20 protein-coding genes and 1 riboswitch are annotated in these 17625 nt (G+C 64.2%); of the genes, 6 read left to right on the top strand and 14 right to left on the bottom strand.

What is annotated here, in order from left to right:
- The first annotated feature begins 83 nt into the window (after positions 1 to 83).
- The gene (locus tag OKC29_RS11890; RefSeq protein ID WP_005298586.1) at positions 84 to 332 is read left to right on the top strand and encodes a YciN family protein; all 249 of its coding nucleotides are present in this window, start codon (positions 84 to 86) and stop codon (positions 330 to 332) included.
- Between the two features lie 34 nt (positions 333 to 366).
- Here the strand turns inward: OKC29_RS11890 and OKC29_RS11885 are convergent, their stop codons facing one another.
- Complete coding sequence (locus tag OKC29_RS11885) at positions 367 to 1506, bottom strand: GGDEF domain-containing protein (protein WP_073349317.1); 1140 nt, start codon at positions 1504 to 1506, stop codon at positions 367 to 369.
- Positions 1507 to 1752: 246 nt separating this feature from the next.
- Between OKC29_RS11885 and OKC29_RS11880 the strand changes: the two genes are divergently transcribed.
- Positions 1753 to 3150 carry a nucleobase:cation symporter-2 family protein gene (locus OKC29_RS11880; RefSeq protein WP_073349315.1) on the top strand — a complete coding sequence of 466 codons (1398 nt, stop codon included), beginning with the start codon at positions 1753 to 1755 and terminating at the stop codon, positions 3148 to 3150.
- Positions 3151 to 3249: 99 nt separating this feature from the next.
- Positions 3250 to 3951: a lipoyl protein ligase domain-containing protein gene (locus tag OKC29_RS11875; RefSeq protein ID WP_073349313.1), complete on the top strand. Its 702-nt coding sequence runs from the start codon at positions 3250 to 3252 to the stop codon at positions 3949 to 3951.
- A 108-nt stretch (positions 3952 to 4059) separates the two neighbouring features.
- On the opposite strand, the gene OKC29_RS11870 is transcribed toward OKC29_RS11875, so the two are convergent.
- Positions 4060 to 5436: an alanine/glycine:cation symporter family protein gene (locus OKC29_RS11870; RefSeq protein WP_073349311.1), complete on the bottom strand. Its 1377-nt coding sequence runs from the start codon at positions 5434 to 5436 to the stop codon at positions 4060 to 4062.
- A 250-nt stretch (positions 5437 to 5686) separates the two neighbouring features.
- Positions 5687 to 5797, bottom strand: a riboswitch (glycine riboswitch).
- A gap of 497 nt (positions 5798 to 6294) precedes the next feature.
- On the opposite strand from OKC29_RS11870, the gene OKC29_RS11865 reads away from it, so the two are divergent.
- Entirely contained in the window at positions 6295 to 7446 is a 1152-nt protein-coding gene (locus OKC29_RS11865; RefSeq protein WP_011705184.1) for a type III PLP-dependent enzyme, read from the top strand.
- A gap of 69 nt (positions 7447 to 7515) precedes the next feature.
- On the opposite strand, the gene OKC29_RS11860 is transcribed toward OKC29_RS11865, so the two are convergent.
- Both OKC29_RS11860 and OKC29_RS11855 read right to left on the bottom strand, forming a co-directional pair.
- Complete coding sequence (locus OKC29_RS11860) at positions 7516 to 8484, bottom strand: calcium/sodium antiporter (RefSeq protein ID WP_073349309.1); 969 nt, start codon at positions 8482 to 8484, stop codon at positions 7516 to 7518.
- A 124-nt stretch (positions 8485 to 8608) separates the two neighbouring features.
- Positions 8609 to 9082, bottom strand: a complete 474-nt coding sequence (locus OKC29_RS11855) for a peroxiredoxin (protein ID WP_024944732.1) — start codon at positions 9080 to 9082, stop codon at positions 8609 to 8611.
- A gap of 126 nt (positions 9083 to 9208) precedes the next feature.
- On the opposite strand from OKC29_RS11855, the gene OKC29_RS11850 reads away from it, so the two are divergent.
- Positions 9209 to 10135 (top strand): phenylacetate--CoA ligase family protein, encoded by a 927-nt coding sequence (locus tag OKC29_RS11850; protein ID WP_041218244.1) that lies wholly within the window; start codon positions 9209 to 9211, stop codon positions 10133 to 10135.
- 63 nt (positions 10136 to 10198) lie between these two features.
- Here the strand turns inward: OKC29_RS11850 and yfcD are convergent, their stop codons facing one another.
- Positions 10199 to 10702, bottom strand: coding sequence for an NUDIX hydrolase YfcD (gene yfcD, locus OKC29_RS11845; protein ID WP_073349306.1), 504 nt, complete (start codon positions 10700 to 10702; stop codon positions 10199 to 10201).
- Positions 10703 to 10890: 188 nt separating this feature from the next.
- On the opposite strand from yfcD, the gene OKC29_RS11840 reads away from it, so the two are divergent.
- Positions 10891 to 11106 (top strand): DUF1107 domain-containing protein, encoded by a 216-nt coding sequence (locus OKC29_RS11840; protein ID WP_016349931.1) that lies wholly within the window; start codon positions 10891 to 10893, stop codon positions 11104 to 11106.
- Between the two features lie 56 nt (positions 11107 to 11162).
- Here OKC29_RS11840 and OKC29_RS11835 read toward each other — a convergent pair whose 3' ends face one another.
- From OKC29_RS11835 to OKC29_RS11795, 9 genes are all read right to left on the bottom strand, one after another.
- Positions 11163 to 11489 (bottom strand): DUF2845 domain-containing protein, encoded by a 327-nt coding sequence (locus OKC29_RS11835; RefSeq protein ID WP_162275635.1) that lies wholly within the window; start codon positions 11487 to 11489, stop codon positions 11163 to 11165.
- Complete coding sequence (locus OKC29_RS11830; protein ID WP_073349299.1) at positions 11474 to 12487, bottom strand: ABC transporter permease; 1014 nt, start codon at positions 12485 to 12487, stop codon at positions 11474 to 11476. Before OKC29_RS11830 ends, OKC29_RS11835 begins: the two co-directional genes overlap by 16 nt.
- A 73-nt stretch (positions 12488 to 12560) precedes the next feature.
- Positions 12561 to 13442, bottom strand: coding sequence for an ABC transporter ATP-binding protein (locus OKC29_RS11825; protein ID WP_073349297.1), 882 nt, complete (start codon positions 13440 to 13442; stop codon positions 12561 to 12563).
- Positions 13443 to 13571: 129 nt separating this feature from the next.
- Positions 13572 to 14183, bottom strand: a complete 612-nt coding sequence (locus OKC29_RS11820; RefSeq protein WP_073349295.1) for an FKBP-type peptidyl-prolyl cis-trans isomerase — start codon at positions 14181 to 14183, stop codon at positions 13572 to 13574.
- A gap of 184 nt (positions 14184 to 14367) precedes the next feature.
- Positions 14368 to 14487 (bottom strand): copper homeostasis protein CutC, encoded by a 120-nt coding sequence (locus tag OKC29_RS11815; RefSeq protein ID WP_083557432.1) that lies wholly within the window; start codon positions 14485 to 14487, stop codon positions 14368 to 14370.
- 8 nt (positions 14488 to 14495) lie between these two features.
- Positions 14496 to 15221, bottom strand: a complete 726-nt coding sequence (locus OKC29_RS11810; RefSeq protein ID WP_073349293.1) for a copper homeostasis protein CutC — start codon at positions 15219 to 15221, stop codon at positions 14496 to 14498.
- 42 nt (positions 15222 to 15263) lie between these two features.
- Positions 15264 to 16166, bottom strand: a complete 903-nt coding sequence (locus tag OKC29_RS11805; protein WP_017408554.1) for an ROK family protein — start codon at positions 16164 to 16166, stop codon at positions 15264 to 15266.
- Positions 16167 to 16275: 109 nt separating this feature from the next.
- Complete coding sequence (locus tag OKC29_RS11800) at positions 16276 to 16782, bottom strand: GNAT family N-acetyltransferase (protein WP_073349291.1); 507 nt, start codon at positions 16780 to 16782, stop codon at positions 16276 to 16278.
- Positions 16770 to 17576 carry a M48 family metallopeptidase gene (locus tag OKC29_RS11795; RefSeq protein WP_011705171.1) on the bottom strand — a complete coding sequence of 269 codons (807 nt, stop codon included), beginning with the start codon at positions 17574 to 17576 and terminating at the stop codon, positions 16770 to 16772. Before OKC29_RS11795 ends, OKC29_RS11800 begins: the two co-directional genes overlap by 13 nt.
- Positions 17577 to 17625 lie beyond the last annotated feature (49 nt).

Genomic DNA, 17625 nt, shown 5'->3' with positions numbered 1-17625 from the left:
TGGCCCCCTCTTCAATCAGAGGCAGGGCGCACCGCGTGCACCAACATTATGCCCCTGCCCAGTAGTCGTTTAAGGAGACGAGCATGCAACCACAAAAAGAGCTGATCACCGAGACTGCCCTGCTGGAGATGGCCAACAAGATCATCAAGGAACACGAAGACTTCATCCACGGCATGCGTGCCGATTCGGTGGAGCAGAAGGGGGAGATCCTGGTGTTCAAGGGGGAGTTCTTCCTGGCCGAAGATGGCACCCCGACCGGCAAGACCATGGCGGTATTCAACATGTTCAAGCTGCTGGCCCAGCAGCTCTCCGGCAAGTACCAGCTGGGCTGAGCCCGCTCAACCCAGTGCAAGCAAGATGCCGCCCTCAGGCGGCATCTGTCTGTATGGCGGCAGGCTCTGCCGGCTTGCCACCCAGCTCCCCCACCACGCAGTTGCGCCCGGCCATCTTGGCCATGTAGAGGCACTCGTCGGCCCGGTTGAGCAGATCCTCCACCCCCTCGCCGCGCAGGGCCAGGGTCAGGCCGATACTCACCGTCACCTCCAGCAGTTCGTCGGAGGTGGGGCTTTTCACCAGCCGCGCTTCCACCGCCACCCGCAGCCGCTCGGCCACCCGCTTGGCCTGGGCCAGCTCGGCGCAGTTGGGCAGCAGGATGGCAAACTCCTCGCCGCCATAGCGGCCCAGCACCATGCCGGGCTCCAGCTGCTCCGCCAGGGTCGCCGCCACCTCCTTGAGCACCGCATCCCCCGCCAGATGGCCGAAGGTGTCGTTGATGCGCTTGAAGCGGTCCAGATCCAGCAGCAGCACAGCGAACGGCGCCTGCTTGCGGATCATGCTCATCCTCGCCTTCTCCAGCTGTTTCATCAGCAGGCGGCGGTTCATCATGCCGGTCAGCTCGTCGGTGGTGGACTCTCGGTAGAGCTGCAGCAGCATGTTGAGCTGGCCGCACTGCACCCAGCTGCTGGCCAGGGCAAACAGCCCCAGCAGCCAGCTCTGGTTGAGGGTCTGCACGCTCCAGAGCGGCTGCCCCACCAGCAGCCAGTTGCCGGCCAGCATGGTGACCAGAATGCCCCCCGCCAGCTGCAGGCCGAGGGAGAGCGGAATGGGGAAGATGGCGAACAGGCTGATGAGCAGGTAGGGGAACGCCATGTAGCCCGCCTGCAGCTCCTGATCCGCGCCGAAGCTGTGCAGGCAGATGAGGGAGAAGAGCATCATCACCGCCATCAGGTAGCCGAGCGCCAGCTTCATGCGTTCGCGTCTGAAATGGATGAGGTAGGAGAAGGGGATGAGCGGGGAGAGGGCGAGCAGGCAGAAGATCCGGGCCTGAAACAGTTCATCGAACTGGGCGGAGGGCAAGGTCAGCCAGTCCACCACCGCCCAGGCGGGCAGGCCCACCATCAACAGACAGGTGAGCAGCCGAAGACGCACCGTCATAAAGCCCATGCGGGTCAGGGTAAAATCTTCGGAGTGGGCACGGGCACTCCAGAACTCCGACAGCTTCAGCATCCAGAGCCTCCAAATCGCAACAGAGGGCTCATTCTACGCCGTACGGCGGCAAAATCCTATGCAACCGGTCCCATTTCCGGGCGAGCGTCGTCACACAAACCGGCGGATCATAATCGCCACGCGCAAACGTTTCAACCCATCAAAAAATAAACCCGTTGCAACCCGAATTAGCGCTGGTCAGCCCGTTCTCAATCACTAAAATAGCGCCCAATTTTCTGCCCCCTCCCCCACACATTCGAGGTATTTATGGAACAGGCTGCCGCCGTACGCGCAACCCGAGAGGCCCATCCACCCAGGCGAGCTCACAGCGAACTGGTCTATGGCATAGAGGATGTCCCGCCCCTGCCCCAGACCCTGTTCGCCGCCCTGCAGCATATGCTCGCCATGTTTGTCGCCATCATCACCCCGCCCCTCATCATCGCCAACGCCCTCGGCCTCCCTGCCGCCGATACCCGCTATATCGTCTCCATGTCGCTGGTCATGTCCGGTATCGCCTCCTTCATCCAGACCCGCCGCTTCGGCCACATCGGTTCCGGCCTGCTCTCGGTACAGGGCACCAGCTTCAACTTCCTCGGCCCCATCATCGCCTCCGGCCTCGCCCTCAAACAGGCCGCCATGCCCACCGAGGATCTGCTGGGCACCCTGTTCGGCACCATGCTGGCGGCCGCCCTCACCATTGTGGTGATGAGCCGCTTCCTGCACCTGGTCAAACGGATCATCACCCCGCTGGTGACCGGCATCGTCGTGCTGCTGATCGGCCTGACCCTCATCAAGGTGGGCCTCATCAGCATGGGGGGCGGCTACGGCGCCCTGTCAGACGGCAGCTTCGCCAGCCACAGCAACCTCTTCCTCTCCCTGCTGGTGCTCGGCCTCATCGTGTTGCTGCAGCGCAGCCGCAACCCCTGGTTGCGCCTCTCCGCCATCATGATCGCCATGCTGGTGGGCTATGCGGTGGCGCTGCTGCTGGGCAAGGTCAACGCCCCCACCTTCGACGGCCCGCTGCTGATGGTGCCGATCCCGCTCCACTACGGGCTCGGCTTTGACTGGCAGCTGTTCGTGCCACTCGCCATCATCTTCGTGGTGACGGCGCTCGAGGCCATCGGCGACATGACAGCCACCTCCGACATCTCCGGCGAGCCGCTGGAAGGGCCAGTCTACATGGCGCGGATCAAGGGCGGCGTGCTGGCCGATGGCGCCAACTCCATGCTGGCGGCGGTCTTCTCCACCTTCCCCATGTCCACCTTCGCCCAGAACAACGGCGTCATCCAGCTGACCGGGGTGGCCAGCCGTCACGTCGGCCTGTTCATCGCCGCCATGCTGGCGCTGCTCGGCCTGTTCCCGGCGGTGGCCAGCCTGGTGCAGCAGATCCCCGAGCCCGTGCTGGGGGGCGCCACCATCGTCATGTTCGGCACCATCGCCGCCGCCGGCGTGCGCATCATCTCCCGCGAGGAGCTGGACAGACGCGCCCTGATGATCCTCGCGGTGTCGCTGGCCATGGGCCTCGGGGTGGCACAGGTGCCGGAAGTGCTGCAGCACCTGCCGGATCTGGCCAGGAGCGTGCTCTCCTACGGCGTCGCCACCGGCGGCCTCACCGCCATCATCATGAACCTGCTGCTGCCCAAGCGCACCGCCGCACAGGCCTGACACTCCGCCATCCTTGCACCAAAGCCCCGCCATGCGGGGCTTTACCTCCTTCGCTGCCACGGGTAGTGTGCTGGGCAGCCTCTGCTCAGGATGCCTTTCATGCCCTATACCCTGCTTCCCTCCCTGCCCAGCAGCCATACCCCGGACCAGATCCTGGCCGAGGAGCAGCGCTGGCTGCGAGAATGCGCCCATGACCGCCAGCCCCGCGCCCACCTCTGGCAGGCGCCCCAATGCCTCATCGTCACCCGCAAGGACACCCGTTTGCCCCGCTACCAGGCCGCCTGCGAGCAGCTTGCCGCCGAGGGCTGGCCCGTGCATGTGCGCGATAGCGGCGGCACTGCCGTGCCCCACGGCGCTGGCATCCTCAATCTGTCGCTCATGCTGCCTCGCACCACCACGGATCTGGCTCACTACTACCGGCTGCTGGGGGCGCCGCTGCTGAGCCTGCTCGGGGAGTACGGTCTCGCGGGCACCTATGACTTCGTGCCCGGCTCGTTTTGCGATGGCCAGTACAATCTGGTGATCGGGGGTCGCAAGGTGACCGGCACCGCCCAGCGCTGGCTGGCACCGGGTCAGGATCACCAAGGGGCCGTGCTGGCTCAGGCCATGCTGCTGGTGGCCGGCAACGTGAACCAAGGCACCCGGATGGCGAGCCGCTTCTACGAGCTGGCGGGCGGCGAGCTGCGCTTTCTCCCGGGTACCTCCACCACCCTGGCGCAAGCCATAAACTGGCAAGGGAGCGAGGACGAACTGGTGCAGAGGGTGCGAACCCGGCTCACCGCGCTGCTGACCCAGGAGTGAGCCCAACGCCCTGCTGCCGGGCACCACAACCTGCCCCTCATCAAAAACGCCCATAAAAAAAGCCACGACCCGGGTCGTGGCTTTTCGTTTGAATGGATGGTCTTGGCATCAGGCCGTCTGCGGCTCGGGCTCGGACTCCGTATCCCGATCCCCGCTGAAGTAGGCGCGGGTCTCGGCAATCACCACGTGGCGCAGGCCGATAAGGCCGATGAGGTTGGGCACCGCCATCAGGCCGTTGACGATGTCGGCCAGCAGCCAGATCAGGTCCAGATGCAGGAAGGCACCGCTCGCCACCAGCACCAGATAGATGAGGCGGTAGGGTTTGATCGCCTTCACCCCGAACAGGTACTCGGTGCAGCGCTCGCCGTAGTAGTTCCAGCCAAGGATGGTGGTAAAGGCGAAGAACAGGAGACCAATGCTCACCAGATACTGGCCGACATGGGCATCGAGCCCCTGGGCAAAAGCCAGACTGGTCATGGCCGCGCCGCTCACATCGCCGCTCCACACCCCGGTCACCACCAGAGTCAGGCCGGTCATGGTGCAGATGATGATGGTGTCGATGAAGGTGCCAGTCATGGAGACCAGCCCCTGCTCCACGCACGAATCGGTCTTGGCCGCCGCCGCCGCGATGGGCGCCGACCCCAGCCCCGACTCGTTGGAGAAGACCCCGCGCGCCACCCCGGACTGGATCGCCAGCATGATGCCGGCACCGACGAAGCCGCCGGTGGCCGCATGGCCGGTGAAGGCACTCCCGATCACCAGGGCGATCGCCTCCGGCAGGGCGGCGGCATTGTTCACCAGCACGCCCAGACAGGCGACGATGTAGAAGATGGCCATGAAGGGCACCACCTTGCTCGACACGCTGGAGATGGACTGAATACCCCCCAGGGTCACCAGCGCCACGATCAGGGTCAGCACCACGGCGGTCACTTCACGGGGTACCGAGAAGGAGAGGCTCATGGCGTCACTGATGGCGTTGACCTGCGGGAAGGTACCGATGCCGAAGAAGGCGACGCCGATGCCAAACAGGGCAAACAGCTTGGCCAGCGGCCTGGAACCGAGCCCCTTCTCCAGATAGTACATGGGGCCTCCGGCCATCTGACCGTTGGCGTCCTGCTGGCGATATTTCACCGCCAGCAGGCACTCGGCGTACTTGGTGGCCATGCCGAACAGCGCCGCCATCCACATCCAGAACAGGGCACCCGGGCCCCCCAGCTTGATGGCGGTGGCCACCCCGACGATGTTGCCGGTGCCTATGGTGGCAGAAAGCGCAGTACAGAGGGCGCCGAAGCTGGAGACATCCCCCTGCTTGCCATGGCCCTGATCGCGACCAAAGACCAGACGCAGGGCGAGCGGCAAGCGCACCACCTGAAGCAGACCCAGACGCAGGGTAAGGTAGATACCGGTCCCGACCAGCAGGATCAGCAGGGGTGGGCCCCAGATAAAGCTATCGATGGCGGCGAGCGCCGATTGAATTGATGACATGCATCCTCCTTAAGAAACAGAAATTAAGGAGGAGAAGGATGATCTTCCCATAGGTGTCGCGATCGGCCAGAGGCGATCGGATGCAGGCCAAGAACGTGTTCACACTCTTACTGCGAGGCCGTGATCAAGGCTCATGCGCGGCTCGGAATCCTCACGTATGTCTATACGCTCCGGTTCCTGCGCTGCTCTTTACCTTGCTGACGACCTCTCGTTACCGATCGTGAACAGTTCCAAGCTCAGGTACAACCATCCCATCCCCTCTGTCCTTTTGCCTGAGAGTTTCCGGCGCCAGATTGCGATGCAATCACGGTGCCTTGCTCCTTCGGCGCCCGATTCAACGGGTCTCTCCAGAGTATCGTCCAGTAGCAGTCCACACCGGTTGCCCGGTACCTGAAAGATTCACTTCTTCGGTGGATGGTTGCCCATCGCTCTCCTGCTACCTTCATCCGAACTAGTTTGGATTAGGAAGCGGGCATGGTAATCCAAAAAGTGTGAGCTGTCTCCCACTCGGCCACCCTGGCCGCCGTTTTTTTTCGCACCGAACCATCTGTTATTTGTTCGTTAACTATCAATAAGTTATTCCCACTTGCCACAGATGCCCCAGCTTCACTAGCCGATACAGCCGCCATATCAAGATGATATTTCGTCTCGACCAGAAAAACTTGCCGACATATCCAATCAAAAGGGTTGCACACAAACGCAATAAGCCGATAATCCCGCGCATAACTAAGCACTTTGCAATGGAGTTATGCAATGTGCCTGGTTGGTCCCTCCGGACCGCTCGCCTGAGCCGGCCGTCGCCGGTTCAACCCCATATGGCTTGGGCATATCACGCCCCCTAAGGATGACCAAAAGAGAATGAACGAGACCCTGGTAGCACAAGATTACCGTCAGCTGGTTGAACAGTTCGGCTCCCCCCTGCTGCTGCTCGACAAGGCAGCCGTCCGCAAACAGTATCGGGCCCTGGCGGCCGCCCTGCCCGATGTACGATTGCACTATGCACTCAAGCCCCTGCCCCACGAGGCAGTGGTCTCTGTCTTGAAGGAAGAGGGGGCCTGTTTCGATCTGGCCACCAATGGCGAAGTGGATCTGGTGCGCAGTCAGGGTGTCCGCCCGGGACGCTGCATTCATACCCATCCCATCAAGCGCGACAGCGACATCCGCTATGCGCTGGAGTACGGCTGCACCGTGTTTGTCTACGACAACCCGCTGGAGCTGGAGAAGTTCATTCCCTACAAGGACGAAGTGAAACTGCTGCTGCGAGTCAGTTTCCCCAACCCCGAGACCAAGGTCGACCTTTCCAAGAAGTTCGGCTGCACCCCGGAGCAGGCGCTGCCGCTGCTGCAGCTGGCCCACGCCAAGGGGATCAAGGTGATGGGGCTGTCGTTCCACGTCGGCTCCCAGGTGCCCCACGCCCGTCGCCACGTGCAGGCCATCGATGCCTGCCGCGAGATCATGGAGCAGGCCTGGGAACTCGGTCTCAAGCCCTGGGTACTGGATATCGGCGGCGGCTTCCCGGTGGATTATGAGGGCGGCGAGTTCGACATCGACGGCTTCTGCGCGCCGATCCGCGAGGCGCTGGCCAAGCTGCCGGCCACCGTGCAGAAGATTGCCGAGCCGGGCCGCTTCATCAGCGCGCCGGCCATGACCTCGGTCTCCAGCGTGATGGGCAAGGCCCATCGCGGCGACAAGATCTGGTACTACCTGGATGACGGTCTCTACGGCAGCTACAACGGTCAGCTCTATGACCACGTCACCTACCCGGTGAGTACCCCGCTCGCGCGCGGCGAGCTGCACAACTCGGTGCTCTCCGGCCCCACCTGCGACAGCGTGGACGTGATCCGTGACGGCATCATGCTGCCGGATCTGGCCATCGGCGAGCTGGTGGTGGGCCGGGTGATGGGGGCCTACACCTGGGCCTCGGCCTCCACCTTCAACTTCTTCCCCAAGGCGAGCATCCTGATTCTGGACAGCAGCCAGAAAGGGCAGAAGCTGGTGGCAGTCGCTTAAGCGCCATCAACAGAATGCAAAGAGGGGAAGCCGCGGCTTCCCCTTTTTCGTTTCATCCAGCCCAAACTGCTAGATGAACTGGCTGGCCAGCAGCCAGCCGGTGTAGCCGACGAAGCAGGCGAGCAGCAGGCCCCCCTCCAGCCGGTTGATCCGCCCCAGCCCCTTGCGGCCCAGGCACATCACCAGCAGCAACAGGGTCAGCCCCATCATCACGCTCCAGTCGCGAGAGAGCACTTCCGGTGCCACGTCGAGCGGGTGGATCCCCGCCGCGATCCCCACCACCGCCAGGGTGTTGAACAGGTTGGAGCCGAGCACGTTGCCAAGGGCCAGATCGTGCTCGTTCTTACGAATGGCGATAAGCGAAGAGGCGAGCTCCGGCAGCGAGGTGCCGACGGCGACGATGGTGAGGCCAATCACCAGATCGCTGATGCCAAGCGCCTGGGCGATGGTCACCGCCCCCCATACCAGCAGGCGGGAGGCCGCAATCAGCAGCACCAGCCCGACGATAAGCCAGCCGATGGCCGCCTTGAGGGACATCCCCTCGCTGTCGATGCTCTCCTCGGTTTCCGCATCCAGCGCATCCCCCTTGCCACGCATGCCGGCCCGGATCGACCAGCCCATCAGGCCGACGAACACCACGCCGAGGATGACGGCATCCGTGCGGTCCAGATGACCGTCCAGCAGCAGGGCGCCGGAGAGCAGGGTGATGCCGAGCAGGATGGGGATCTCCTTGCGCACCACCTGGGAGGCCACCGCGATGGGGCTGATCAGGGCGGTCAGCCCCAGGATCAGGGCGATATTGGTGATGTTGGAACCATAGGCGTTGCCAAGCGCGAGGCCGGGATTGCCCTGGGAGGCCGCCAGTGCGGAGACCACCATCTCGGGGGCCGAGGTGCCAAAGCCGATGATCACCATACCGATCAGCAGCGGCGGCATGCCGGCGTAACGGGCGGTGGCGGCGGCGCCATCGACAAACTTGTCCGCACTCCAGACCAGCAGCGCCAGTCCGGCAATCAGGGCAACAAAAGCCAGGGTCATAACATCTCCATTCCATCGCCAGCAAACGCAAGAGCCAGGCGATGGCCCGGCTCTTTGCAGAAGTGGGCCCAGTGTAGCGAGCCGACTTTCCATTTCAAGAAGAAATCAAACGACGATTGATATTTTACAGCGCCGCCAGCAGGCTCTGGGCATCCGACACCTCGAACTTGCCGGGCGCCTCCACAAACAGCTGCTCGACCACGCCATCGTTGGCGATGAGGGCAAAGCGCTGGGCACGCACGCCACCAAAGGCCCCGGTCTCCTTGGCCAGACCCAGTGCCCGGGTCCAGCTGCCGTCGCCGTCGGCCAGCATGGTGATGGCCTCGGCGTTCTGGGCATCCTGCCACGCCTTCATCACGAAGGCGTCGTTGACCGACAGACAGCAGATGGCATCGACGCCTTTGGCCATCAACTGGTCGGCCAGCACCACGTAACCCGGCAGGTGGGCGTTGGAACAGGTGGGGGTAAAGGCACCGGGCACCGCAAACAGCACCACCCGCTTGCCGCCAAACAGACTTTGGCTATCCCGCTGCTGCTTGCCCTCGGCGGTGATGAAGGTGAATTCGCCCGCAGGCAGGGCTTGGCCAATCGCTATCATGATCTCTCGTCCTCAACTGGATGGCAGGGGCTCCAGTCTACCCCACTCCCGTCATGTGACACAGACCCCGATCCCGTCCGCCTTTTGGACTAACCTTGAGCAGGATCAGCCGACCAAGGAGGCCTCATGCAGCACTATTACGATGGACTGGAAATTCGCCCCTCCGCCTTGCGAGAGCAGCAACAACTGGATCAACTCAATCACCTGCTTACCCATGTCGGCCAGTATTGCGCCGGTTATTCCAGTGCCTACCGCCAGCGTCGCCTGCAGGATCTGGGCGAGCTGACCAGCCTGCCCCTGCTCAATGCCAGCGAACTGTTCGCCGCCCAGCAGGCTCACCCGCCCTTTGCCGGCCTCACCGGCCGCCCCGCCAGCCAGGCGCTGCGGGTCTTCGCCTGCCCAGGCCAGCTGGCCATTCCCGAGTACGCCGGTGCCGACTGGTGGGGGGCGGCGCGCGCCCTGTTCGCAGCCGGTTTCAAGGCCGGGGAGGTATTGCTCAACGGCCACGACTACCACATCAGCCCCACCGCCTTCATCTTCGACAACGGCGCCCGCCAGCTGGGTGCGCCCGTGGTGCCCTGCGGCCCCCACGATACCGGGCGCCAGCTGGAGGCGCTGCAGCGCTATGAGCCGACCGGGTTCGTCGGGCCGCTGGCGGTGCTGCTGGATCTGCTGGAGGCGGCAGAGCGAGCCGACGTGCCGAGCGACAGCCTGCGCTGCGCCCTGCTGTGCGAATCCTCCCACCCCGATACCCGGCCGTTGCAGGCGGTGCACGGCATCCGGGCGCTCAACTGCCTGTTGCTGCAGGATGCGGGGGTGATCGCCTATGAGAGCCAGCCTGGCCAAGGCTTCATCGTCAACGAAAGCTGCCTCATCGAGATCATCGATCTGGCCAGCGGCGAGCCGGTCATCGGCGATGGCGTCGGTCAGCTGGTGGTGACCCGGCTCGATCTGGAATACCCGCTGCTGCGTCTGGTCACCGAGTGGCAGGGCCACTGGCTCGCCGGTGCCAGTCCGTGCGGGCGCACCAACCGCCGGCTCAGGCTGGTCTAACATCCCCCGCCCCGAAACAAAACGGGCAGCCAGTGGCTGCCCGTTTTGCATGCTGGGTGCGCGTCAGCGCCGCGCCTGCCAGGTGGCGATGGCGAGCAGAGAGTCGGGGGTAAATTCGGCGGCCCGCGCGGCGATCTCCGCCTGGCTCATCCAGCACACCTCGCTCACCTCTTCGACCTGCAGTTGCAGCGGCCCCTGATAGCGGCAGCTGAAGAGACCGCCCCAGACCCGATACCCCTCCCCTTCGGCATAGAAGTCACCGAATGCCTGCAGCGGCACATCGCGGATCCCCAGCTCCTCGGCCAGTTCGCGGCGGGCGGAGGGCTCCATCAGCTCGCCCGTGGTGACCACGCCACCGGCGCACGCATCCAGCATGCCGGGGCAGAAATCCTTGCTGAGGGTGCGGCGCTGCACCAGGATGCGGTCAGCCTCGTCGAGCACCAGGATATAGCTGGCGCGGTGGCAGAGGTTCTCCCGCCGCACCTTGGCACGCTCGGCAACCCCGACCACCCGATTGTTTCCATCCACCACATCCACCCATTCCACACGCAGACCCTTCTTGTTCATGGCGTTAAACTGCCCGCAGTATATCGGGGCAACGGCTTGTCATGGCAGCCTTTTTTCACTCCCGCCCCACATGGACAGCCAATGTGGGCGGAGGACAAACTGGATTCATACAAACCTCCACAAACTGTCACATCCGTGTCACCTGGCAACGCCATAGTGTGCCCTGTCCACGCAACAGGTGTTTTGTGATGAAGGTGTTCAAGAACTTGTCTCCCCGCCAGATTGCCCGCTACATCAAGAGCTTCCATCACGGCAGCTTCATGGTGGAGGCCCACGGGCGGTTCGAGTTCAGCGGTGGCGAGATCAATCTGGAGAGCCTGACCTGCCGTCAGACCCTGAGTCTGGCCCGGCAGATCAATCTGGAGGTTCGCGGCCTGCGTCACACCACCCTGCTGTTGGGGTAACTTCCATAGTCCTTTCTGTTTTGTAGTCTGCGTCCATGCACGTCTTTGCCCGCCGGCTACTCGCCGCGCGGGCCGTTTTCGATGTCGGTGATCACCCCGTTGCGCACGGTGACGAAGCGCATGAACTCGTTCTTGCCGAAGTTGTAGGTCCAGCGCTCCCCATACTTCACCTGCATCAGGTTGCCGAACTGATTCTCCTCGTTGCGGGTCAGCTCCTCGCGCAGCATGGGTTCGCCGCACTTGAGCAGCATCTCGGCGGTGCTGTCCCCTTCTGTTATCAGCGCATTCTTGCAGCGCATGGCGCCGGCACTGGCCGGCAGACTCAACAGCAGAACCAGCAGGGCCCCGCCAACCAGCGGTAGTGATTTCATCGGTGACTCCATTTGAACAGGGCACTGCCCAGGGTGATGCAGCAGAGCGTGAACAGCAGGACCCAGCCCAGTGGCGCCGCCACCTCGGCCCAGCCTGCTCCTTCCAGCATGACGGCGCGGGCCGCCGCGATGATCTGGCTGAGCGGCAGCCAGGCCGCCAGCTGCTGCAGCCAGGCGGGGGCCCCTTCCAGCGAGAACCAGACACCGGAGAGAAACATCATCGGCATGCTGATGACGTTGAGCAGCCCACTCGCCAGCTCCTCGTTCTGGATGCGGGCCGCCACCAGCAGACCGAGGGACGCCATGGACGCCCCGCCCAGCAGGGCGATCAACAGCAGCAGCCAGCCCGAGCCCAGCAGCGGCACTCCAAGCAGGCCGTAGGCCACCAAAAATACCAGCAGGCTCACCACCAGGGTGATCAGGATGCGCGACAGCAGCTGGGCGCAGAGAAACTCGGCGGCCGAGAGCGGAGTGGCCCGCAGCCGCTTGAGCACCCCGTTCTTGCGGTAGCGGACGATGACGAAGCCCACCCCGAACAAGCCGGAGAACATCAGGTTCATGCCGATCACTCCGGGCAGCAGCCAGTCACCGTAGCGAATGGCGCGCCCGCTCAGGGTCTCCCGCACCAGCTGCGCCGGCACGGCTTGGCGCAGCAGATACTCGGCCATGGCTCCCTGGGGGGCGTCCGGGTTGATCCAGTAACGACCCGTGCCGGGCGAGAGCAGCAGATCCAGCTGATGGTGGCGCACCTTGAGCCGGCCCTTCTCCTCCTCGTCATAGGGGATGAGCTTGAGCAGCGGCACGGCGCGCAGCGGGGCATAGGCCGCGGGCAGCTCCCCCACCACGCCCATCTGCACCAGCGGCTTGGGCGGGCCGGAGAAGATGAGGGTGAACCCCAGCACCAGCAACAGCGGAAAGGCCAGGTTCCAGACAAGCGCGGCCCGATCCCGCACGAACTCCAGGTTGCGGGCATAGAAGAGCGCGCCGATGCGCTTGAGGGATCCCGTCATCGGGTGCTCCTTGGGCTGGCAGGCTGGGACGGCATGCAGACAGGCGCCGCTGCGGGGTACCACCGGCCCGCGTTCATGCGCCGCTCCGCAGGCTGTGACCGGTCAGGTGGAGGAAGAGATCCTCCAGATTGGGGGAGCGCACCTGCATGCCGGTCAGCGGCACGCCCAGGCTCAGCAGCCGTGGCAGCAAGTCCGCCACGTCAGGGCAGCTCAGCTCCACCTGCTCGCCCAGCGGGCGCAGGGGATAACCGAGACTGATGAGGGCCGGGTGAGCCGCAAGGCGCACCAGCACACCGTCAAAATGCTGGGCCAGCAGGGCGACCGGGGTATCCAGGCTGAGCAGATGGCCGTGATCGACGATGGCAATCTGATCGCACAGCTGCTGGGCCTCGTCCATGTAGTGAGTGGTGAGCACCACCGTCTTGCCCTGCGCCTTGATCGCCTCGATGCGCTGCCAGAAGTGGTGGCGGGCCTGGGGATCGAGCCCCGTGGTGGGCTCGTCCAGAAACAGCAGCTCGGGGTCGCCGAGCAGGGCCAGCGCCAGCAGCAGCCGTTGCCGCTGACCGCCGGAGAGCTTGCGGCTGTCCCGATCGATAAATTCTCCCAGCGCACACAGCTCGATGAGCTGAGCCTGGGGCAAGGAGGCCGGGTAGAGGCTGGCAAACAGCCGCAGGGTATCGCGCACCGTCAGGAAATCCTGCAGCGCCGTGTGCTGGAACTGGATGCCGATGCGGGAGCGGTAGTCGGGGCCGCGGGGGGCGCCGTGAAACAGGATCTGGCCGCTGTCCGGGGTAAGGATCCCCTCCAGCAGCTCGATGGTGGTGGTCTTGCCCGCCCCGTTCGGGCCGAGCAGGCCGAAACAGCTGCCGGCGGGAATGGCAAAGCTGAGCCCATCCACCGCTTTCACACCGGGGAAGTGCTTGACGAGATCGATGACTTCAATGATGGCAGCCATGGGCGCTCTCCCAGCAGGAGCCATGACTATATCCAAAAGCGCAGGCGCTGCCCATGCCCCGCCGCGCGCGGCGCAAAAAAACAGACGGCGACCCTAGGGTCGCCGTCTGTATCAATCAAGCCAGCCGGATCACAGGATGTCCAGCAGCTCCACTTCGAATACCAGGGCAGAGTACGGCGGGATGGAACCGGCACCGCGTGCGCCGTAAGCCAGATCCTGCGGAATGTAGAGCTTCCACTTGGAACCAACCGGCATCAGTTGCAGCGCTTCTACCCAGCCGGCGATCACGCCAGTGACCGGGAATTCGGCCGGCTGGCCGCGGGCGACGGAGCTGTCGAACACGCCACCGTGGGTGAAGGTACCGTGGTAGTGCACGCGCACGGACTGACCGGCTACCGGTACGGCACCGTTGCCTTCCACCAGCACTTCGTATTGCAGACCGGACTCGGTGGTCTTCACTTCGGCGCGCTTGGCGTTGTCAGCCAGGAAGGCTTCGCCTTCGGCGGCGGCAGCCTTGGCGACGGCTTCCTGCTCTTCCTGCATGCGGGCAGTGATGACCTGGAAGGCATCGTTGATATCGTCACGGCTGACCGCGAACTCCAGACCATTCAGGGCATCTGCCAGACCTTGTTGCAGGGCCGGGATATCCAGACCGGCGAAGGATTGCTGCGCCAGTTGATCACCCATGTTGCGGCCGATGCCATAGCTGGCCTTCTGTTCGATAGAGTCGTATTGGGACATTGAGAAGTTGCTCCGGGTCCTGAGGGTAAAAGAGACGGGATAATATCAGACTTTTGCGCCGGGTGCTGCCGGCCTGGCGCCTGATTTCCCCTACCGTGGGAGAGAGTTCACACAAGCTGACAGAAGGGCGCCGACACGCGGCGCCCTTCTGTCTCGTAGGATTATCTCCTTCGCCGAGCCGGTATCAGGCCCTGTCCAGCAGAGCCCGCACCGCAGCAACCTTGGCGCCGTCGGTGATATTGACCCGGCCGTCGTCCGAGGTGCCCATGTTGACGCCCCATGACGAGACACCATATCGCCGCACGGCCCGTATCAGGCCCTGTCCAGCAGAGCCCGAACCGCCGCCACCTTGGCGCCGTCGGTGATATTGACCCGACCATCGTCCGAGGTGCCCATGTTGACGCCATGGGGCACCATGCCGCCGCGCCAGCCCATGCCGGACATGTGCACCTCGTTCACCCCGGTGAACTCCACTATGGTGCGCACGTTGTCGGCATTGACCCCGGCCCCCGGCATCAGGCTGGCCCGCCCCGCCAGCGCCTGCTGCATCGCCTGCAGGGTCTCGAGGCCCGCCAGCGCGGTCGGCGCGTGGCCCGAGCTCAGAATGCGCTCGCAGCCGGCGGCGACTATGGTCTCCAAGTCGAGGCGCCAGTCGAAGGAGAGGTCGATGGCGCGGTGGAAGGTAACGCCAAGGGGCCCTGCCGCCTCGACCAGCTGGGTGAGTTTGGCGGCAGGCACCCGTCCCTGCTCGTCCAGCAGACCGACCACCACTCCCTGCAGACCGGCGGCACGGGCCGCCGTGATATCCTGCAGCATCATCTCGAACTCCCCTTCGCCAAAGCAGAAGTCGCCGGCCCGGGGCCGGATCATGGCGTAGACGGGAACGGTGGCATGGCGCGCCGCCAGCTGCATGAAGCCATAGGAGGGAGTCAGGCCGCCCAGCCCCAGCGCAGAGCAGAGCTCGATGCGATTCGCGCCAGCCTCCTGGGCGGTAAACAGGGATTCCAGATTGTCGATACAGATTTCAAGAGAGGTCATGATGGACTCCTTTATTGGGGAGATCAGACCCCGGATCTGATCTCATAAATTGAGCAAGGCGGCCCCGCGCACCCCACCGGCGCCGCCGAAGCGGGCCTCGCGGATCTCGGGCAGGGCGACCCCGGGCAGCAGATGGCCAGGCAGGCGCAGCGGCAGCTGTTCGTAGAGCGCGGGCAGACCGCTCAGACCGCCCCCCAGCACCACCACGTCGGGGTCGACCACCGAGATGGCGGTGGCCAGTCCGGCAGCCATGATTTCGAGCCAGCAGTCGACCGTCGCCACCGCATGGGGTTCGTGCGCCTCGAAGCGCCCCACTATCTGGTGGCCGCTGGCACGCTGGCCGTGAAAGTGGTGGTAGAGCCGCTCCAGCCCGGTGCCGGAGGCATAGGTTTCAAAACAGACCAGACGGCCGCAGCCGCAACGGGGACGAGGCAGGTCGGGGTACTTCATCAGCATGGTAGCCGGCAGCGGGTAGTGGCCTATCTCCCCCGCTAGCCAGTTGCGGCCCTGAATGAGCTTGCCCGCCAGATAGACGGCGCCGCCGATGCCGGTGCCGATGGTGACGCCGAGGGCGCTGTCGGCCCCTGCCGCCGCCCCCTGATGTACCTCGGACCAGAGGAAGCAGTTGGCATCGTTGTCCACCTTGACCGGACGCTCCAGCAGTTCGGCCAGATCGGCGCCCAGGTGGCGACCATTGATGGAGGGCAGATTGGCCGCCACTATGCTGTGGTCGTGCCGGTTGAGAATGCCGGGAAAGCCGATGCCCACCGCACCACGGGCGCCGAAACGGGCATCCGCCTGTTCGACCCGCGCGCGGATCAGCTGCTGCAGCCCTTCGTAATCATTGCCGGGAGTGCTCATGCGCTCCTCATGACAGAGATTCAAGGCGCCGTCATACACAGCGAACGCTATCTTGGTGCCACCAATATCAAAGCCGTAATACATGCCACACTCCCTTGTCGATGAGTCGCCTCACCTCAACCTGTCCAGAGGGGGACATTGTATTAATTCGCAAAAAAAATAAAGTGACCGGAGGCGAAAAACGGGAGAGAGATCAAAGCAAACGAAACATTTGTCGCTGCAGGCAGGGTTGGCCGAGGCTCATCAGGGTGCGCTCCTGACCATCAAACATGAAGCCGCGGCGCAGGTAGAACCCCTCGCCGATGTGGTTGCCATCGAGCAGCCACAATCTGACGCCTTCACAGCCGGCGCGCCGCATCTGCATCGCCACCGCCTGCCACAGCCGCTTGCCGTGGCCCTGGCGCCAGTGGTCGGGGTGCAGGTAAAAGGCGCGGATCCAGGCGGTGGGGTACTCCCCCGTCGTCTCCGGCTGCCAGTAGAGCAGGCCGATGACCACTTCGTCCTGACACAGCAGCATGGGCCTGGGGCCCTCTTCCGCCAGCCGGCGCTGCCAGATCTGCAGATGTTCGGTCACCGCCAGCTGGGCCAGCATGTCGGCACCGAGCACGCCGCCGTATGCGGCGAGCCAGCTGGCCCGCTGCATCACCGTCATGGCGGCGGCGTCATCGGGCCGCGCCATGCGCAGGCTTATGCCTTGCATTGGGGTACCAGCCCGGAGGCGCGGGCCTGCTCGTAGAGCGGCACGGCTTCAGCCTGCTGGGCCTGCAGCTCGGCGATCCGGTTCTCGTTGCTGGGGTGGGTGGAGAGCAGCTGGGGCGGTGCATTGCCGCCCGCGGCCGCACTCATGTTCTGCCACAGCGGAATCGCTTCGGCCGGATTGAAACCGGCGCGGGCCATCAGATCCAGACCCAGCCGGTCCGCCTCGCTCTCCTGCTCGCGGCCATAGGGCAGCATGACGCCGACCTCCACCCCGAGCCCCAGCGCCGCCATGGTGGCACCGCGGTATTCGCTGCTGCCCATGGCGATGTCGGCCGCCGCCAGGCCAAGGCCGGTCAGCTGGCTGCGGGAGAGACGCTCGTTGGAGTGCTGGGCCAGCACGTGGGTCAGCTCGTGACCGATGACGGTGGCGAGCTGATCCTGGTTTTTGGCCACCTTGAGCAGGCCGCTGTAGACCCCGATCTTGCCGCCGGGCAGGGCGAAGGCGTTGACCTGCTTGGAGTCAAACACCACCACTTCCCAGCTGGTGATGCCGTACTGGCTCGGCACCTGAGCGGTCACCGCCTTGGCAACGCAGGAGACATAGGCGTTCATCTTCGCATCCGTGCTCACCTTCTCCTGCTTCTTCATCTCTTCGAAGGAGTCGGCCCCCAGCTTGCTCATCTGCTGGGGCGAGAACAGCAGCATCTGGCTGCGGCCGGTTGGAGACTGGGCACAGCTGGCGAGCAGGGTGGAACAGAGTGCCGCCAGGCCAAGCTTGAACAGGGGAGATGTCATGGAGGTGTCCTTCACCATAAAGATGCCCTATTTTCGGAAATGCGGGCGT

It is taken from the genome of Aeromonas sp. QDB34 (genome assembly GCF_027705405.1).
Lineage (GTDB): Bacteria > Pseudomonadota > Gammaproteobacteria > Enterobacterales > Aeromonadaceae > Aeromonas > Aeromonas hydrophila.
This window is presented reverse-complemented; position numbering and strand designations above follow the sequence as displayed.